Consider the following 15,346-nt stretch of genomic DNA (forward strand, 5'->3'; position numbering starts at 1 on the left):
ATAAATAAGAACAAGTTGGCATTGGTATTCAGGTAGCGACAGGCCAAACATCGGCCGGGCTTCATCTGCGCGGTGGGACCAGAACCCACTGATTGTTGAAACCGCGTCCAAAGCATCCGCCTGCCTGAGCAACGATTGGAAGTATTTTTCGGATATCTTTGGCACCATTGCGTCACCGCGTAGTTTAATCAGTCTCAAAGTATTCTAGCCAGACGTTGATGCAAGTTACAGCATCATGAACTTCGGGCTCCTTGCAGACCAATGCGCGCGCAGAAGACGCCTATTTGGTTAGCTTCCCAAAACGGACCTTCAGTTCGGCGTGTACACTCGCCTGGTCAGCGCGGTGCTGATGATTGGGCTTGGAGGGAGGATCGGAGGGCATATCATGCCAAGAGTCCAACTTCCCGCAGTCACCCCAAAACGCAAGGCTTGGAACAAGGGGCGGATTGTCGGGCAGAAACGTCCATTGCTGCCAAAACAAGTGTGGGCGATCCGTGCGCGGCTCGAACTTGCAGGCAATCTACGCGACCTGGCTTTGTTCAACGTCGCCATCGACAGCAAACTTCGAGGCTGCGATCTGGTCAAGCTAACCGTGACTGACCTTGTCAAAGACGATCGCGTCCGGGAACGTGTCTCTGTAATCCAGAGCAAAACCAAGCGGCCCGTTCAATTTGAACTGTCGGAAAATACCCGAGAAACCGTTCTGAACTGGGTCAGATCTCCGGAGATGCTTGCCTGTTCATGTTCCCAAGCCGGTTTCACGACCGACCACACATCTCAACGCGCCAGTACGGTCGACTTGTCCGCGACTGGGTGAAGTCGATTGGTTTGGAGCCGAGTGGATACGGTACACACTCGCTCCGCCGAACAAAGGCTGCCGAGATCTATCGTAAGACTGGCAACCTTCGCGCGGTGCAACTGCTCCTTGGTCACACCAAAGTCGATAGCACGGTGCGCTATCTTGGTGTCGAACTGGAAGATGCTCTGAGCATAGCCGAGCGCATCGACATCTAACGAACCCTGGCGAACGGTGCTGCCGTTCGCCATTTCGAAGCGGTTGTCCGTCCCTCATGCGGTGTAAGATCATTCTGAGCCCACCCCGGCCGTAGTGATTTCATGCCGCGCACTCACGCAGCGCAAAAATGCTGCTACTGCAACGATTGGCGTGCTGTCATGCAGCAGGAAAACCAGCCGTTCATGCTCTGCGCAGCAAAGTTTGGGGACCCAATTTACGGGTTGCGGACAATCTGGACCTTAGCAGGGAAGCTATTGTAAGTGCAGAAAACTCCTGAGCTTACTCATAGATTTGGTCATTAATTTCCTGCGACACAGAAAGCTCTTCGTTCCAGCCATTCAGCTGCAGTGATGACAGTCAATTTCCCCCCCAGCTTTCGCTGCAGATTGACTTCAACAGACGCGACCCAGGGCAAAAACAATCCGTTTCTTTAACGATATGCATCTCTCAAAAAGACGGTGATAATCGTTATCTTGTCTCGAGTCGCTGCTGTTTAATAGCTGCGACAGCCCATCGACTCCGGCCGGCAGCGACTATTGTCCCGATCAGTCCAAATGCCTATTTCAACTAGTTACCCTTGCACACTGCATACTCTCTGGAGTTCCTGATGAAGTCATCAAAAAAAATAGTCCGCGAGTGCTGGATTAGCCTTTCTTTCGTTCTTATGTCCGTTTCGGCATCGAGTTCCTATGCGCAAACATCGTCTACTAGCGATTGGGACCAATGGAACAACATTTCCGAGCCCGTTTTTCCAGATGTTATGTGGGAAAATTACGCGACACCCGAAGATGCGGGTTGGTCATCGAGAAGACTTGCAGAGGCGCGTGAAACCAGCTGGTCGGCTGGATCGGCTGCAGTTGTGGTCATATATGATGGCGCAATATTGACGCAGTGGGGCGAGGTTGAGCGACGGTTCTATTGTCACTCCATCCGCAAAAGCTTACTGAGTGCACTTTATGGACCAGCTGTTGCAACCGGCGATATCGATCTGAATCAGACAATCGGATCTATTGGGATCGAGGAAAACGCGGGGCTCACATCGTTAGAGCAATCCGCCACGGTTTCAAACCTCATGGCGGCGCGGTCAGGAATATACTTGCCAGCGATCCTCAATACGGGCGCGGTCAACGCGATCCAACCCAGCCGCGGAAGCCACGAACCCGGAAACTACTGGTACTATAACAATTGGGATTTCAACGCTCTGGGCACCATATACATGCGAAAGACAGGAGATGACCTCTTCGAAGCCTTTCGGTCACAGTTCGCCATCCCCTTGCAAATGCAAGACTTTGAACTTCGCCACACCCACTACCGACGACAACCTGAAATATCGCAGCATCCGGCTTACATTTTCAGGATGTCGGCGCGGGACATGGCGCGTTTCGGATTGCTGTTCCTGAATGAGGGTTGGTGGAAGGATGCGCAGATCATCCCAACTGATTGGGTGCGTGAAAGCACTAAAATGCGCTCTGTCTCCGCCACCGGCGGCTATGGCTACATGTGGTGGACCGAGATTGGACAACTGGACGAACTCGGAACGTATACAGCCTATGGCTATGGTGGGCATGCGATCTTCGTTGTGCCCGGAGCGAGACTCATCATGGTTCATCGCGCAGATACTTATTCGGGCAAACACGTATCTTATGACGCCATGAGAACCGTGCTCAGACAGATACTCAATGCCAGAACAGGACCGCCTCGACCAAGCCCGATACTGGAAACAACGCAGGCTGCCAATTCTGTTCAATCCGACGCACTACTGACGCAGGCCCAGATGGCGCCGCTGATTGGCCAATATATTCGAGACGATCTTATCGTAACGGTGCGGCAAATCGATGATCAGCTTGAAGTCGAAAGCCCACGCCATGGTCGTTTCTACCTCAGGCCCCAGTCACAAACCGACTTCCGTATGGAGGACAGTGAGTGGCGCCTGAGCTTCATAGTGGATGACGCCGCAGTACCGATACGAATGCGCATATGGCTGGCATCTGACGACGATCCCTATGACTTCGTTCGCTTGCCCTGATTGTTCTTCCCATTCGACAAACGAACCCCCTCGGCGCGCCTCGGTTCCAAACGACGGGTCGTGGCAACCTTGGGTATCAGCCCTGTGCTGGGCTCTGAGAGGTAGAGTGTCAGTGATGTTCGGATAACTGGGACCCAAGTTCTGAGGTTTCGACTTGTTTTTGCGCTGAAACCGGCTTGGGTCGAATTGAGAGCGCACGAAAACTGGATGCAAAAAGCGGTGCCATCGTGACGGCAAAATAGAGTGCTGCTGCGAAAGCAACACTGATCGGCAGGCCCAAATATGCGACTGCTGCACCACCAATTAGTCCACCAAATGGCGCGAGCGCCCATGCCAAGGCCGACATCAACGAACTCACGCGGCCAACAAGAGCTTTTGGCATTCGTTCAAAACTAACTGCCGAGATTATCGGATTGATGAACCCAATAGCAAACCCGGCAACGGCAAGAATTGCCAGTATCGCCGTGAATGGCAATCCCGGCAGGAGAATGAGAAATCGTGGTGCCCCGCCGGTCAGGAAGGCAATCGCATAGATCTTTAGCCTTGGCATTCGTTCGGCATAACGGGTTGCAACCGCGGCACCCAACACAGCAAAGGCTGATTGAACGGCGATAAGTGTTCCGATTGCGCTGGGACCGCCACCGTATTCCATTGCCCAAACGGGTACCAACACAGTGAGGAGCGCCTGATCCAACAGATTTGTCAGCGCGATCATGACCACGAAACCGACAAGCACCGCGTCTTTCGTCAGGAATCGCCACCCCTCTTTCAGATCACGCATGTAGCCCGCTGTCGCTTGGGGTTCGGTCTGCTGTCTTTTCGCAATGCCCAGCGTCACTGTAAGAGCGGCAAGCCCGAAGGCCAGCGCATTCACAGCCAACGCTGGCGCAGCACCGATCAACGCAACGAGCACACCGGCTACTGCCGCCCCCAATGTCCCAGCGAGCCTTTCTACGGTTGCCATCATCCCGGTTATACGCTCAAGCGGCGCGTCAGCAGCTTCAGCGACAACCGGAACCAGTGCCTGCTTGGCCGCATCAGTTGGCCCGCGCAACAGGCCCATCAGAAACACAACGGGCAACAAGGCGTTTACATGTAGCATTCCAATGACGTGGAGCGCCGGAATTACCGCAAGCACGACAACCGACAAGAGCTCACCGGAAATGGCAATGAAACGTGCGCCCAAGCGATCGATAAGTGGCCCGCCAAGTCCTTTGGAGACAACGTAAGGCAACATCTCGGCAAAAGCCGCGACACCGGCCATCATCGGGTCGCCGGCAAGGTTCAGCACGAGCCAGGGGATGGCAATCATCGATAAGCGGGTACCCGAAACTGACAATATCTCGGCCACCAGCAGGGTCAGAACTGGCCGCATCGAGCGGTTCATTCTTCAGCGTCCCCGGCAGAAGCCTGAGAGATTTCCGGAAACGGGAAGCTATGCATTACTATCATGAAATTCCTGGTATCGCTGGAAAGCGGTGCGTCTTGCCTTGGATGTGCAGATCTTGCCTGCATAAGAATGTTCATTAGCTTGTCTGTCAGGGTTTGAGCTTGTTCCACAGTGACCGGAATGATGATATCGTTAGCGCCCGAAACCCTGCGCCATGGCGTCGGAAGGTTTGGGTATTCTCCAAGAGCACTCTGCAAAAACTCCATATGCTGAGAGATCACGGCCTGGCTCATCGCAAGTCCCGCCTGCAATACCTCCCCCGACTGGTCAGAAACGTCGAAGACCGTTGTGTCGTGCTGCGCCTGCCACCACCGTTCGCGCTTGGTGCCGAGGTCCTCAGCTTCCGCGATAAATCCATGTTTGGCGAGTTGTCGTAGATGGTAACTTGTGGCCCCGGAATTGAGGCCCAGGCGCTTTGCAATTCCCGTTGCCGTTGCGGGTCCCTCAACCCGCAGCAAGCCCAGCATTCGAAGGCGCTCAGGATGCGCCAAAGCTTTGAGCGCGGTAGTGTCAGGTACAATCCGGGCGATGTCCCGAGGCTGGGCGGGGTCATGTGATGGTTTTTGTGTCATGACTCTCAATTAGTAATGCAAAGATATCTTTGCAAGTAAAATTATGCATAACCCCCCAGTAACCGCGGCCCCACTGTGGCGCAGCAGTGCTTTTGCGGCGGGTGGCTGATTTTGTATGTGTGCGCTCGCCGCACAAAACCGAAATCTCCGTAATAGAGCTCAGAGCGCGGTTTCGTCGCTAGTGATGCGAACTATGGCTGCTGAGCTGCGAACGCCCACGGATCAAGTCAAACGACGTAGGATCAAGAGTTTGACCTTCGTGGCGAAGGGCCGCTTGCCGAACACAGGGTTGATGTAGATCAACAGTGATGGGCCTGCCTGTGATATTGTTCAATGCAGTCTTTGGAGAAAGCAAACAGGTGTTGTGCAACAGAAACGGGACATGTCTGAGAAACAGAGTGTGACCGGTATTTGTCTGTGTGGGGCAGTTAAAGTGTCGGCAGATGCAAATAATCCGGAGGTTACGGCTTGCCACTGTGACATGTGCCGTCGTTGGTCGGCAGGGCCATTCATGGAAGTCACGTGTGAAAACGTGCGCTTCGACGGAGAGGAACATGTCGGTTGTGCTCGTTCATCCGATTGGGCCGAACGCGGTTTCTGTAAAGAATGCGGCTCGAACCTGTTTTACCACATCGTTGGGGCCGATGATTACCAGATATCCTCTGGCTTGTTGGACGATCAATCAAAGCTACGGTTCACGTTGCAGGTCTTCACCGACAGCAAACCGCCCTTCTACACGTTTGCCGATAAGACCAAAATGATGACCGGTGACGAGGTCGCCGCCGCATTCGCGCCGCCACCCGAGTAGCCTTGCAAGGTTTTCCACTCCTGGCTTGGGATTGTCGCGTGCACCTCATAATGGAGCTATCTTGATGAATTGGAAACCGGAAATCGATGCACTCATTGCACGTCAGCATGAGAATGGTGGCCCTTTCTGGTCGCGCTCAGACGGCAATATTCATTCGCCCGCAGGGTTCAGCACCATTGATGTTATGCACACCATCGGTCTGTTGGGTGGTACGGCTGGCGACATCCCTATCGTAAGTGACGCCGTTGGTTTCCTTGAGACCTATCAAAACAATGACGGCTCATTTAGCTACGGAAAACGCAAATCCAAGTTGCCCTGCGTCACCGCCAATGTCCTGAGCGTGTTTGGCCGCTTGGGGGTTTCCCAGACGGACGCCGCAGATGCGGCCTACGCGTGGTTATTTCCCAGACAGGCGGCTGACGACGGCTGGCGCTGTGCCACGGTCAAGCAAGGTAAGTCCCAGGAAGCCGATGCCAGCAATCCGGGAACAACGATGTGGGTCCTCGATCCCTGCTGTTCCGGAAAAACAACAAGAAAGAGACCGCAGCATTAAATCGCGGCGTCGGTTTTCTGTTGGACCACTGGGACAGCCGAAAGCCCCTTGGCCCTTGCACCTTCGGGATCGGCAGCCGGTTCTTAAAAACAGAATTCCCGTTTCGCAGGTACAACCTGTTTTACTACGTCTATGTGTTGTCACATTATGAACGCGCGATCGGGGACCTTCGGTTGAGGCAGGCGTTCAACGCGCTAAAGTCGCAATCAGAGGATGGCGGCCTGCGGATCACAGCCCCGCACAAGGCCTGGAAAGGGGCAGTCTTCGCCCCAGAGTCAGGGCCAAGCCAACCCGCAACCAGGTATTGGCAGGAGATCACGAGACGGATCAACGCAGTGAATCTGGGCGAAGCTGAAATTGGAACGGTCACGATGCCCGATCACTTTGCAGTCCGTCACGGGGATAATTCGTGAAAATACAGCCTTTGGTTAGCCGCGTTTGCACAAGTCCGCAAAGTCCCGCGACATATGAATTCTTATACCGTACGGCGAAAGTTAAGTTTGAGATCTACCGCGGTTGGCCAGTTTGAACGGGTGCTTCGGTGAACAATGCGGTACCGCCAAACATTCATCGCTGCGGTTGCGAGTAAATGCTGCGTCAGCAATAGCCGCACCTGCACAAGTCCGGTTTGTCCGCATTGGTCGAATTTGGACTCATTGCAATGAACGGCGGCACTTTAGGCGGCGAACCGCTGCCATTATTCCAGCTCTCCCGTCAGTGCTTTGCTAGCTAAGTTGCATCCGAAGGAAAAATATTTTGGATCGCCGTGGATCAAGGTGAGAACAACTGCTCCTTCCATCGCAACAACGATTTGTTCTGCAATTCTCTTTGGGGCGCTGATGCCGCGACTGCTTAACTCGTCAGAAAGCCAAAGAACGAGGGCCGACTTGTGCCGCTGAGAGGCTTTGCGAACTGGATGACCGGGAAGATCAGCGAGTTCCATACTCAGCCGCGTGAACCCAGACCCTGTCCAGCCAGGTTGTCCTGACCATTCTGACAACTGTGCAAAAAGGCCCGCAATAAACAACGCGGGTTCAGGAGTGTTTGGCGCAGTCCAGTTGCGGAACGCGGCTATCGATTGCTCATTCTGCTGGTCTAAGACCGCACCGACCAAGGCGTCTTTGCTTGTATAGTGATAGTATAAAGTGCGCTTGGTCACACCCGCCGCAGACGCGATATCGTCCATGCTGACACGTGCGAAACCTCTCTTGAAAAACAGCCGGAAGCCAGCATCAAGGATAGCGGATATCGTTTTTTCTGATGAACGCGGCATCCACGGAATGTATACTCAGTAGTGTATAAACGTCACGGCAAAATCGACGTAAAGGTAGTCCATCGCAACGCATGGAGCTTCAGATGCCATCACCCAAGATCACAAAAATCACGGCGCGCCCAGCTCTTGCGCCGCTAAAACAGCCCATTACGACCGCGACAGTTTCCATCCCCAAAGCACCTTTGGTTCTTATCGACATCATGACTGATCAAGGCATCATTGGTCATAGCTACATCTTCACATACACACCGATAGCACTCGCACCGATGGTGCGTCTCATCGAAGATATCGGGTCTGGCTTGATCGGAAAATCGGTTCACCCCGTCAGCCGCTTGGCTGAAATGGAGCAATCATTCAGGCTCTTGGGACGGCAGGGATTCATCGCGATGGCACTGGCCGGTTTGGATATGGCGCATTGGGACGCGCATGCAAAAGCGCATGAAACTTCAGTAGCGCAGATGTTGGGCGCGTCACCAATCCCGGTTCCTTGCTACAATAGCCTTGGCGTGTTTCAGATTGGTCGTGATGAACCTCTGCTGGAGCAGTCATTGGCGGATGGGTTCAAAGCCATCAAGGTCAAGGTGGGTGTTGGAAGCCTCGCGCATGATGTTGAGACTGTACATGCCATCAAAAACCAGATCGGGCCGGAAATCCGACTGATGATCGACTACAATCAATCACTGACTGTTCCAGAGGCCATCAGGCGGATCAAACGATTTGAGGAGGAGGGATTCCAACTTGATTGGGTTGAAGAACCCGTCACCGCAGAAGACTTTATGGGTCACAACGCGGTTCGCTTTGCCGTAGATACGCCCATTCAAACAGGCGAGAACTGGTGGATGCCAGACGATGCGGCCCGCGCGATTCAGGCAGGTGTCAGCGACCATGCAATGCTCGACATAATGAAGATTGGCGGCATAACAGGATGGCAACGCGCTGCATCGTATGCAAATGCGGCATCGCTTCCGGTCTCAAGTCACCTATTTATCGAAGCGAGCGCTCACGTTCTTTGCGTTACACCCAATGCACACCTGCTGGAATTTCTGGATGTGGCAGGGTCCTTATTAGAAGAGCCGTATTTGGTTGAAAATGGCGCGTTGACACCAAGAGGGCCGGGGCTCGGGATCAGCTGGGACGAAAGTGCAGTACAAAGAGCTTTGGTGCAGTAGGATCAACGAATGGGAAGCTTTCTATGCAAATCAAGTCAGTGAATTCTGGTGTACTAAACACCGGCTATCTTGAATCTGGACCAACTGACGGTTGGCCCTGCATCCTCTTGCATGGATTTCCGTATGATCCCTTGGCCTATTCGGAATCCACAAAGATATTGGCAGAACAAGGTGCACGTGTAATAGCCCCATATTTACGTGGATTTGGGCCTACATCTTTCCTCGCTGCAGACAACCCACGCTCAGGCGAACAAGCCGCGTTGGGGGCTGACTTGCTTGCACTGATGGACAGCTTAGAAATTGAACAGGCTGTCCTTGGAGGATACGATTGGGGTGGACGGGCGGCTTGTGTTGTTGCTGCTTTGTGGCCCGAACGAGTGACCGCTTTGGTCAGCGGAAATTCTTACAACATTCAAGACATTGCAAAGGCCATGACTCCGTCGTCACCTGACATGGAAGCCGCATTTTGGTATCAATATTTTTTCCATTCTGAACGCGGTCGACGAGGCCTAGAGGAGAACAGGAAGGGCTTTGCCCGCAAGCTTTGGCAAATGTGGTCACCTACCTGGCGCTTTAACGATGCGGATTTTGATGCGACCATGCCCTCGTTGGATAATCCCGATTTTGTCGACGTCGTCATTCATTCGTACCGACATAGGTTTGGCCTTGTGCCTGGTGATCCGGCGTACGTAGACATCGAACAGAGGTTAGCTGCTCAACCTGACATTCGGGTTACGACTATTTGCATTGACGGAGACGCCAATGGCGTATCAGAGCAAACGGCCCACCACGCGCCACGGTTCACCAACAGCTACGACTATCGTGTCTTTGCAGGCGCAGGCCACAATTTGCCTCAAGAGCGCCCAGAAGAATGGGCCAAAGCGGTGTTTGAGGCGAAAGCTGGGTCAAACATTTAATCTAAAAGCAGACATTTACTCCTAGAGCCACAATGGTCGGTTTGTCCGCTCCTCGATAGTTAATCCGGGTTGCGGCGAAAGGGCAGTTTGATTTTCGCCTCACAGATTGGATGTTAATGACCGCTCTTACGACATTTGCTGCATCATAGCGAGAACCATGCCGCGCCTGCGCGGGTCTGAGGGACCATCACCGCTTCTTCGGCCATTTGTATTCGCCGGTGAGGAGAATGTGGGCCCAGCCGAGCGGGGAGGTGTGGGCAAGAAGTTCTGGAGGAACCGGCAACCCATCGTTCTGACGCTCTGCAACCGCTTCTCCCAAGCGGGCCGTGTTCCAGTAAATCACAATCGCGGCCAACAAGTTGAGCGCGGCCATGCGGTAGTGCTGGCCTTCTGCGGTTCGATCTCGGATTTCGCCCTGTCGCCCGATCCGCAAGGCGTTCTTCAGCGCGTGATGAGCCTCCCCTTTGTTCAGTCCGATTTGCGCCCGACGCTGCATGTCGATGTTCAGCACCCAGTCCATCATGAACAGCGTGCGTTCGACACGACCGACCTCACGCAATGCAACGGCGAGATCATTCTGGCGCGGATAGGAAGCAAGCTTTCGTAGAATCTGGCTTGGCGCGATGGTTCCGGCAGTCATGGTCGCGGCGATCCGCAGTATATTCGGCCAATTCGAGGCGATCAGCCCCTCCCGGATTTTGCCACCGACCATGCCCTTCAGGTTGGGCGGAGTGCCGCCGGGATCAAAGATGTAGAACCGTTTGGACGGCAGATCTCGAATGCGTGGGATGAACCGATGCCCGAGGATCGAGGTGACAGCAAAGACGTGATCAGTGAATCCGCCCGTGTCGGCATATTGCTCCTTGATCCGTTTACCCACATCGTTGTTCAGCAGTCCATCCAATATATAAGGTGCTTCACTGACCGTGGCGGGGATGGTCTGGGATGCAAACGGGGCAAACTGATCTGAGACATGGGTGTAGGCTTTCAAGCCCGGCTCGTTGCCATATTTCGCATTGATTAGGTTCATCGCTTCGCCATGGCGGGTGGTTGGAAAAAACTGCCCGTCACTCGAAGCCGTCAGACCCATGCCCCAGAAACGGGCCATCGGAAGATTGCCTTGGGCGTCAACTACGCTGGCTAGCGCCCGACCATGTGCCTCGCTTTCAATGTGCCAACGGGATAGGCGCATCAATTCCCAGAATCCGTGGGAGTTACTGGCCTCTGCCATCTTGCTCAGCCCAAGATTCAGACCCTCGGCCAAGAGCACATTCATGAGGCCGATCTTATCTTTCGACGGTGCGCCGGTGCGCAAATGTGTGAAAGCATCGGTGAACCCGGTCGCCTCATCCACCTCCAGCATGATGTCGGTGATCCGCGTGTCGGGAACACGCTTGTAAAGATCGAACAAGAGATCAGCTGCGTCAGAAGGAGTTTTCGTCGGCAAACGGCTCAGGCTCAGAACGCCATCTTTGATCGCGCCTCCCGGTATTGCACCGTTCTTCGCAGCTTTAGATAATTGTTTTAGCCCGATCTCCATTTGAGCGTGCCGATCTGCCAGCCATGTTTCGGGATCAAGTGGCACCGCCAAACGAGCGTTTCCCGCTGCCACCGTTGCCGGGACCAACACCTGTTTCAGGTCACCATAGCGCCGAGATTGCCTCAGCCACACATCGCCCGACCGAAAGGCGTCCCGCAGATGAAAACACGCTGCCACTTCCCAAAGGCGCTTGTCTCCCGGCTCCTGACTGTCCAGATGCCGATGCCACTTGGATGTCCTGCGCAGAAATTCCCTCGGTTGGCCATGCTTTGCACCTGTTTGGATCAATACTGTTGCTTCAATCAAGGGCCTTGCGACCTCGGCACCTTCCACGTTCAGAAGGCGCAACATTCGCGGAACGTAGCGCCTGAATCTGTTGTGACCCTGAACAACATGAGCAATCGGGTCCGACGACAAAGTGTCGGACAATCGTGCGGCGACGGCGACCAGTTCAGGCAGCCGGTCCCAACCCAGACTGCTTTCGACCGCTTTCTCCAACGAAACGCCATCCTCTTTGGCTTCCAGCAAGGCGGCAGCTAAGTCCCGGAAAGATCGAACGGTCTGTTGAACTGCCGATCTGGCATTCTCAACCCGCGCCGCGCAAAGCCGCTGCCCCTCGCGCCATGTCTTCCCGACGATCCGATCATGGGTCTCAACAATCGCGTCTGAAATTGCAGATCGCCATTCCAAAGCACAGACAGCTAGAATGGCCAGACGACGATCATCGGGCAGATCGCGAAGGCCGTCGGCGAAGTATCGTTCACCGTGGCGCCGGAGGCGGGTGACACGATGTTCTGGGATACCAGCAATCAAATCCGGTGGTAGTTCGATGCGGTGTAGAAACTCCAATCGGTCCAGTAGACGGTTTGCTCCTGCCGAATTGTTGCCAACCTCGAATTGGCGCAACCACACAAACCGCGTTTGCCGATCATCAATGTGTTCGGACAACAAAGCGTCAAACTGGCCGCATAGATCATCAGCCAACCGCTGTGCAATCCGAGTTTCGATCCGTCGTTCAGCAGCCACTAATGCATCTGCGCACAACCGCTCGACTGTTGTGACAGCTGGCAGAATTGTCTGCGTCCTTCGGCACTCCTCGACAAACCGGCGCGCAATGTCCTCATTCGAAGTCGCAAGCTCCGCCTGCCGATCCAACCAGGTTTTCAGATCCCGTGCACCTCGGCCAGAGAATGCTCTATAACCGAAAGTATCGCGCAAGATGGCCATATGCTCGTGCCGCGTCTCTTCGCGGATGGCATAGTTGCCCAGATCTTCGCCGCGCAACCCAAGCTGAGCGGCCAGAAAACTGGTGATCTCCTCCGGTATGACTTCTCCGGGCGAAAGCGATCGACCGGGAAACCGCAACACGCAAAGCTGGAGGGCAAAACCAAACTGATTGCGTGCACGTCGCCGCTGCCGGATGTGTTCCAGGTCTTCATCGGCGAGCGTGTAGTGCTTCAGCAATTCTGGTTCATCAACAGGAAGGTCAAACAGGGTGCTTCGTTGCTTTGGTGTCAGGATTGTTCGATGTGCCATGTTTCTTTTGCTTTCTCAGAATCCATTGCGTATCTTTGTTTGTGAAATGGAATAAGGAACAAGTTTGATGGCTGAAAACAGCGATTTTCTCAACCTGCCTCAAACGAACGTTTGTGAAACATGCTGATCGGGTACGCTCGCGTCTCGAAAGCGGACGGAAGCCAATCACTGGATTTGCAGCGCGACGCCCTGATTGCAGCCGGTGTCGACGAAGATCAAATTTATTCAGATCACGCTTCAGGGAAGAAAGATAAGCGCCCAGGACTAGATGCCTGCCTGAAGGCCCTCCGCGACGGCGATGTCCTGGTGATCTGGAAACTGGACCGGATGGGCCGCAGCCTGAATCATTTGGTGAAAACCACGACCGCGCTATCAGAGCGCGGTGTTGGACTGAAGGTGTTGACTGGTCAGGGGGCTCAGATCGACACGACAACCGCTGCTGGGCGATTGTCATTTGGGATTTTTGCCGCATTGGCCGAATTCGAAACCGAGTTGATCCGAGAGCGCACTATGGCCGGACTTGCCGCCGCACGCGCCAGGGGTCGGAGGGGCGGACGCAAATTTGCACTAAGCAAAGCCCAGGTGCGCATGGCACAGTCAGCGATGGCAAATCGCGATACGTCCGTCTCGGAGCTTTGCAAAGAACTTGGTGTAAAGCCCGTCACGCTCTACCGATACGTCGACCCGAACGGCAATCTTCGCGACTACGGCAAACGGGTCCTGGCGGCATGAAAGGCAAACGGCATATCTCGGGTAAATTCGGTGCGTTTCCACTCGACGAAGACAAAATTGACGATGCCACTCTTGCGCTTTTGCGCCTCGGTCTACATGCCGAAAGCCGTGCCTGGAAAGGATTTGACTGGGACAGCATGGCAAGATTGCACGAAAAGGGACTCATATCTGATCCCGTTGGAAAAGCCCGTTCCGTCTGGTTCACCGATGAAGGACTCGAAAAATCAGAACAGCTTCTGCACCAGTTGTTCGGAAAGTTGTCCGATCGAACGTGAATTTCTGTCTTTGCGGAGCTAAAATTGGCTTAGCGTAGGATTCCGCACTCTCCCGCAATGGACCCCAGCCAGTCTTTGCTTTAATATGGCAAGGCATCGCTATCGCAGCGAATGTCGGCACTACAGGCTGCAGTTGCGGCATTCAACCTTAGCGCCGAAGGTCCGCTTCGGGCCGAAGTAATCTGTGCTGTCCGACGGTGTAGTGATGGCTATTTCGGCGCCGCTTCACAAAGAGCTCTCTCCAGCAGATTGCGCAGTACGTTTTCTTCCGCTTCTGAGATCGGGTTAAGGATTTCACTGATCGTCTCGGAGACGACTTGCTTAAGCGTATCGACGACCTGTTCGCCTTCCTGCGTCAACGACACGAAAGTAACCCGCGCGTCGTCAGGCGATCGTTTGCGTGCAACTAGCCCCTTCGTCTCAAGCGATCTTATGGTGCGTGTCATCTGAGATTTGTCGCGTGCTACCTGTTTGGTCAGTTCATGCAGGCTAGGACAGCCCATATCGGACAGAGTTAGAAGAACAATGCCTCCACCTGGGCCGACATTCTCGGTGTCGAAAGCATGTGCCTTAGATTGAAGGCCGAAGTGGATGCGTCGCATGAAGCGATCAATCAGGAGGGCCAGTTCTGCGTCTTGCATGGAAACACTTTAGTTGACAAAGTCCACAAAATACCGAAAGTGGACAACATCAACTTATCTACCCGCAAACGGGTGCAGACGAAAGGGTGCTCACATGAACAGTCGGACCACGCTTCTACTCAAGATTTCGGCGGTGCTTTGGATCATCTGGGGCCTTGTCCACATGTTCGCTGGCATCATGACAATATCGCAAGACGCGGCAGGGGCCGTGGCGGGCATCGCAGATGCGGTCGACCCATCCTTACTTACGGGCGAGTACCACCCTGCGGTCGGCGCGGTTCTAAACCAGCACGGCTTCAACTTGCTTTGGATTGGTGCCTTTACAGTCGTAGGCGGTGTGATGATCTGGCGTCATTCGGTTGTGTTCATCTTTATGACGGCCGTGGTCGGCTGGATCACCGACGTTGGCTATTTCGTCTTCATGGACCTGGGTGGTTTTGTGCACTTCGTACCAGGGACTGTCATGACGATTATCTCGTCAGCCGCGGTCATCCTGAGCTTCTGGGCGTATTTTTCCGGAATGCGTCGCGCAGACCTCTAGTTGGCAGTACTGGTTGCGCACGATGAGCAACAACGACTGGACTGCATCTTACTTCCGCTCTCCCATCGCCTATCGGGGTGAACGATGAGCAGTTGCTACCAATGTCCGCTATGTGGGCTGCGACTGCAGCATCTTGAACGCTCGGCCAAAGGCAGCAATGGGCCGTTTTGACACATTATTTGTAGTAGTTCAGATGTGATCTGACAGTTGGCCGTTTTTCTGGCGGCGTCTGTCAGGCGAAGTTCAGTTCACGAGCTTTACCTGCCAGATTTCTTTCCCGTCGATCATAGTTTCGATA

Annotated in this window: 14 protein-coding genes and 1 pseudogene; 9 read left to right on the forward strand and 6 right to left on the reverse strand. The window is 54.1% G+C overall.

Annotated elements, in window-relative coordinates; all coding sequences use genetic code 11:
* Positions 1 to 198 (reverse strand): hypothetical protein (locus tag ACFWW2_RS25830; RefSeq protein ID WP_393933394.1); only part of this gene is annotated, 198 nt, incomplete at its 3' end.
* A 187-nt stretch (positions 199 to 385) separates the two neighbouring features.
* On the opposite strand from ACFWW2_RS25830, the pseudogene ACFWW2_RS25835 reads away from it, so the two are divergent.
* Positions 386 to 1,014 (forward strand): annotated as a pseudogene (locus tag ACFWW2_RS25835) (tyrosine-type recombinase/integrase).
* A 608-nt stretch (positions 1,015 to 1,622) separates the two neighbouring features.
* Complete coding sequence (locus ACFWW2_RS25840; protein ID WP_393933396.1) at positions 1,623 to 3,041, forward strand: serine hydrolase domain-containing protein; 1,419 nt, start codon at positions 1,623 to 1,625, stop codon at positions 3,039 to 3,041.
* A 109-nt stretch (positions 3,042 to 3,150) separates the two neighbouring features.
* Here ACFWW2_RS25840 and ACFWW2_RS25845 read toward each other — a convergent pair whose 3' ends face one another.
* Together ACFWW2_RS25845 and ACFWW2_RS25850 are read right to left on the reverse strand one after the other, a co-directional pair.
* The gene (locus ACFWW2_RS25845) at positions 3,151 to 4,428 is read right to left on the reverse strand and encodes an MFS transporter (protein WP_393933398.1); all 1,278 of its coding nucleotides are present in this window, start codon (positions 4,426 to 4,428) and stop codon (positions 3,151 to 3,153) included.
* Entirely contained in the window at positions 4,425 to 5,063 is a 639-nt protein-coding gene (locus tag ACFWW2_RS25850; RefSeq protein WP_393933400.1) for a winged helix-turn-helix domain-containing protein, read from the reverse strand. Before ACFWW2_RS25850 ends, ACFWW2_RS25845 begins: the two co-directional genes overlap by 4 nt.
* Positions 5,064 to 5,445: 382 nt before the next feature.
* Between ACFWW2_RS25850 and ACFWW2_RS25855 the strand changes: the two genes are divergently transcribed.
* A complete protein-coding gene (locus tag ACFWW2_RS25855) occupies positions 5,446 to 5,871 on the forward strand; it encodes a GFA family protein (RefSeq protein ID WP_393933402.1) in 426 nt (141 codons plus the stop codon).
* Between the two features lie 64 nt (positions 5,872 to 5,935).
* Positions 5,936 to 6,424 (forward strand): hypothetical protein, encoded by a 489-nt coding sequence (locus ACFWW2_RS25860; protein WP_393933404.1) that lies wholly within the window; start codon positions 5,936 to 5,938, stop codon positions 6,422 to 6,424.
* Between the two features lie 697 nt (positions 6,425 to 7,121).
* Here the strand turns inward: ACFWW2_RS25860 and ACFWW2_RS25865 are convergent.
* Positions 7,122 to 7,697: a TetR/AcrR family transcriptional regulator gene (locus tag ACFWW2_RS25865; RefSeq protein ID WP_393933406.1), complete on the reverse strand. Its 576-nt coding sequence runs from the start codon at positions 7,695 to 7,697 to the stop codon at positions 7,122 to 7,124.
* An 83-nt stretch (positions 7,698 to 7,780) separates the two neighbouring features.
* Here ACFWW2_RS25865 and ACFWW2_RS25870 point away from each other — a divergent pair, with 83 nt between their 5' ends.
* Together ACFWW2_RS25870 and ACFWW2_RS25875 are read left to right on the forward strand one after the other, a co-directional pair.
* Entirely contained in the window at positions 7,781 to 8,866 is a 1,086-nt protein-coding gene (locus ACFWW2_RS25870) for an enolase C-terminal domain-like protein (protein ID WP_393933408.1), read from the forward strand.
* A gap of 23 nt (positions 8,867 to 8,889) precedes the next feature.
* Complete coding sequence (locus ACFWW2_RS25875) at positions 8,890 to 9,783, forward strand: alpha/beta fold hydrolase (RefSeq protein ID WP_393933410.1); 894 nt, start codon at positions 8,890 to 8,892, stop codon at positions 9,781 to 9,783.
* Between the two features lie 187 nt (positions 9,784 to 9,970).
* Here ACFWW2_RS25875 and ACFWW2_RS25880 read toward each other — a convergent pair whose 3' ends face one another.
* Positions 9,971 to 12,859, reverse strand: coding sequence for a Tn3 family transposase (locus ACFWW2_RS25880; RefSeq protein WP_393933412.1), 2,889 nt, complete (start codon positions 12,857 to 12,859; stop codon positions 9,971 to 9,973).
* Between the two features lie 120 nt (positions 12,860 to 12,979).
* On the opposite strand from ACFWW2_RS25880, the gene ACFWW2_RS25885 reads away from it, so the two are divergent.
* Positions 12,980 to 13,591, forward strand: coding sequence for a recombinase family protein (locus tag ACFWW2_RS25885; RefSeq protein WP_393933414.1), 612 nt, complete (start codon positions 12,980 to 12,982; stop codon positions 13,589 to 13,591).
* Positions 13,588 to 13,866: a DUF6429 family protein gene (locus ACFWW2_RS25890; RefSeq protein WP_393933416.1), complete on the forward strand. Its 279-nt coding sequence runs from the start codon at positions 13,588 to 13,590 to the stop codon at positions 13,864 to 13,866. The genes ACFWW2_RS25885 and ACFWW2_RS25890 overlap by 4 nt, the downstream gene beginning before the upstream one ends.
* 209 nt (positions 13,867 to 14,075) lie before the next feature.
* Here the strand turns inward: ACFWW2_RS25890 and ACFWW2_RS25895 are convergent, their stop codons facing one another.
* The gene (locus ACFWW2_RS25895) at positions 14,076 to 14,507 is read right to left on the reverse strand and encodes a MarR family winged helix-turn-helix transcriptional regulator (RefSeq protein WP_393933418.1); all 432 of its coding nucleotides are present in this window, start codon (positions 14,505 to 14,507) and stop codon (positions 14,076 to 14,078) included.
* Positions 14,508 to 14,601: 94 nt separating this feature from the next.
* Between ACFWW2_RS25895 and ACFWW2_RS25900 the strand changes: the two genes are divergently transcribed.
* Positions 14,602 to 15,048, forward strand: a complete 447-nt coding sequence (locus ACFWW2_RS25900; RefSeq protein WP_393933420.1) for a hypothetical protein — start codon at positions 14,602 to 14,604, stop codon at positions 15,046 to 15,048.
* The last annotated feature ends 298 nt before the right edge of the window (positions 15,049 to 15,346 follow it).

It is taken from the genome of Yoonia sp. R2-816 (genome assembly GCF_046762905.1).
In the GTDB taxonomy this organism is placed as follows: Bacteria; Pseudomonadota; Alphaproteobacteria; order Rhodobacterales; family Rhodobacteraceae; genus Yoonia.

Coding starts and splice junctions, on each gene's coding strand:
- ACFWW2_RS25840 (WP_393933396.1), top strand. CDS start 1,623: ATGAAGTCATCAAAAAAAATAGTCCGCGAGTGCTGGATTAGCCTTTCT.
- ACFWW2_RS25845 (WP_393933398.1), bottom strand. CDS start 4,428: ATGAACCGCTCGATGCGGCCAGTTCTGACCCTGCTGGTGGCCGAGATA.
- ACFWW2_RS25850 (WP_393933400.1), bottom strand. CDS start 5,063: ATGACACAAAAACCATCACATGACCCCGCCCAGCCTCGGGACATCGCC.
- ACFWW2_RS25855 (WP_393933402.1), top strand. CDS start 5,446: ATGTCTGAGAAACAGAGTGTGACCGGTATTTGTCTGTGTGGGGCAGTT.
- ACFWW2_RS25860 (WP_393933404.1), top strand. CDS start 5,936: ATGAATTGGAAACCGGAAATCGATGCACTCATTGCACGTCAGCATGAG.
- ACFWW2_RS25865 (WP_393933406.1), bottom strand. CDS start 7,697: ATGCCGCGTTCATCAGAAAAAACGATATCCGCTATCCTTGATGCTGGC.
- ACFWW2_RS25870 (WP_393933408.1), top strand. CDS start 7,781: ATGCCATCACCCAAGATCACAAAAATCACGGCGCGCCCAGCTCTTGCG.
- ACFWW2_RS25875 (WP_393933410.1), top strand. CDS start 8,890: ATGCAAATCAAGTCAGTGAATTCTGGTGTACTAAACACCGGCTATCTT.
- ACFWW2_RS25880 (WP_393933412.1), bottom strand. CDS start 12,859: ATGGCACATCGAACAATCCTGACACCAAAGCAACGAAGCACCCTGTTT.
- ACFWW2_RS25885 (WP_393933414.1), top strand. CDS start 12,980: ATGCTGATCGGGTACGCTCGCGTCTCGAAAGCGGACGGAAGCCAATCA.
- ACFWW2_RS25890 (WP_393933416.1), top strand. CDS start 13,588: ATGAAAGGCAAACGGCATATCTCGGGTAAATTCGGTGCGTTTCCACTC.
- ACFWW2_RS25895 (WP_393933418.1), bottom strand. CDS start 14,507: ATGCAAGACGCAGAACTGGCCCTCCTGATTGATCGCTTCATGCGACGC.
- ACFWW2_RS25900 (WP_393933420.1), top strand. CDS start 14,602: ATGAACAGTCGGACCACGCTTCTACTCAAGATTTCGGCGGTGCTTTGG.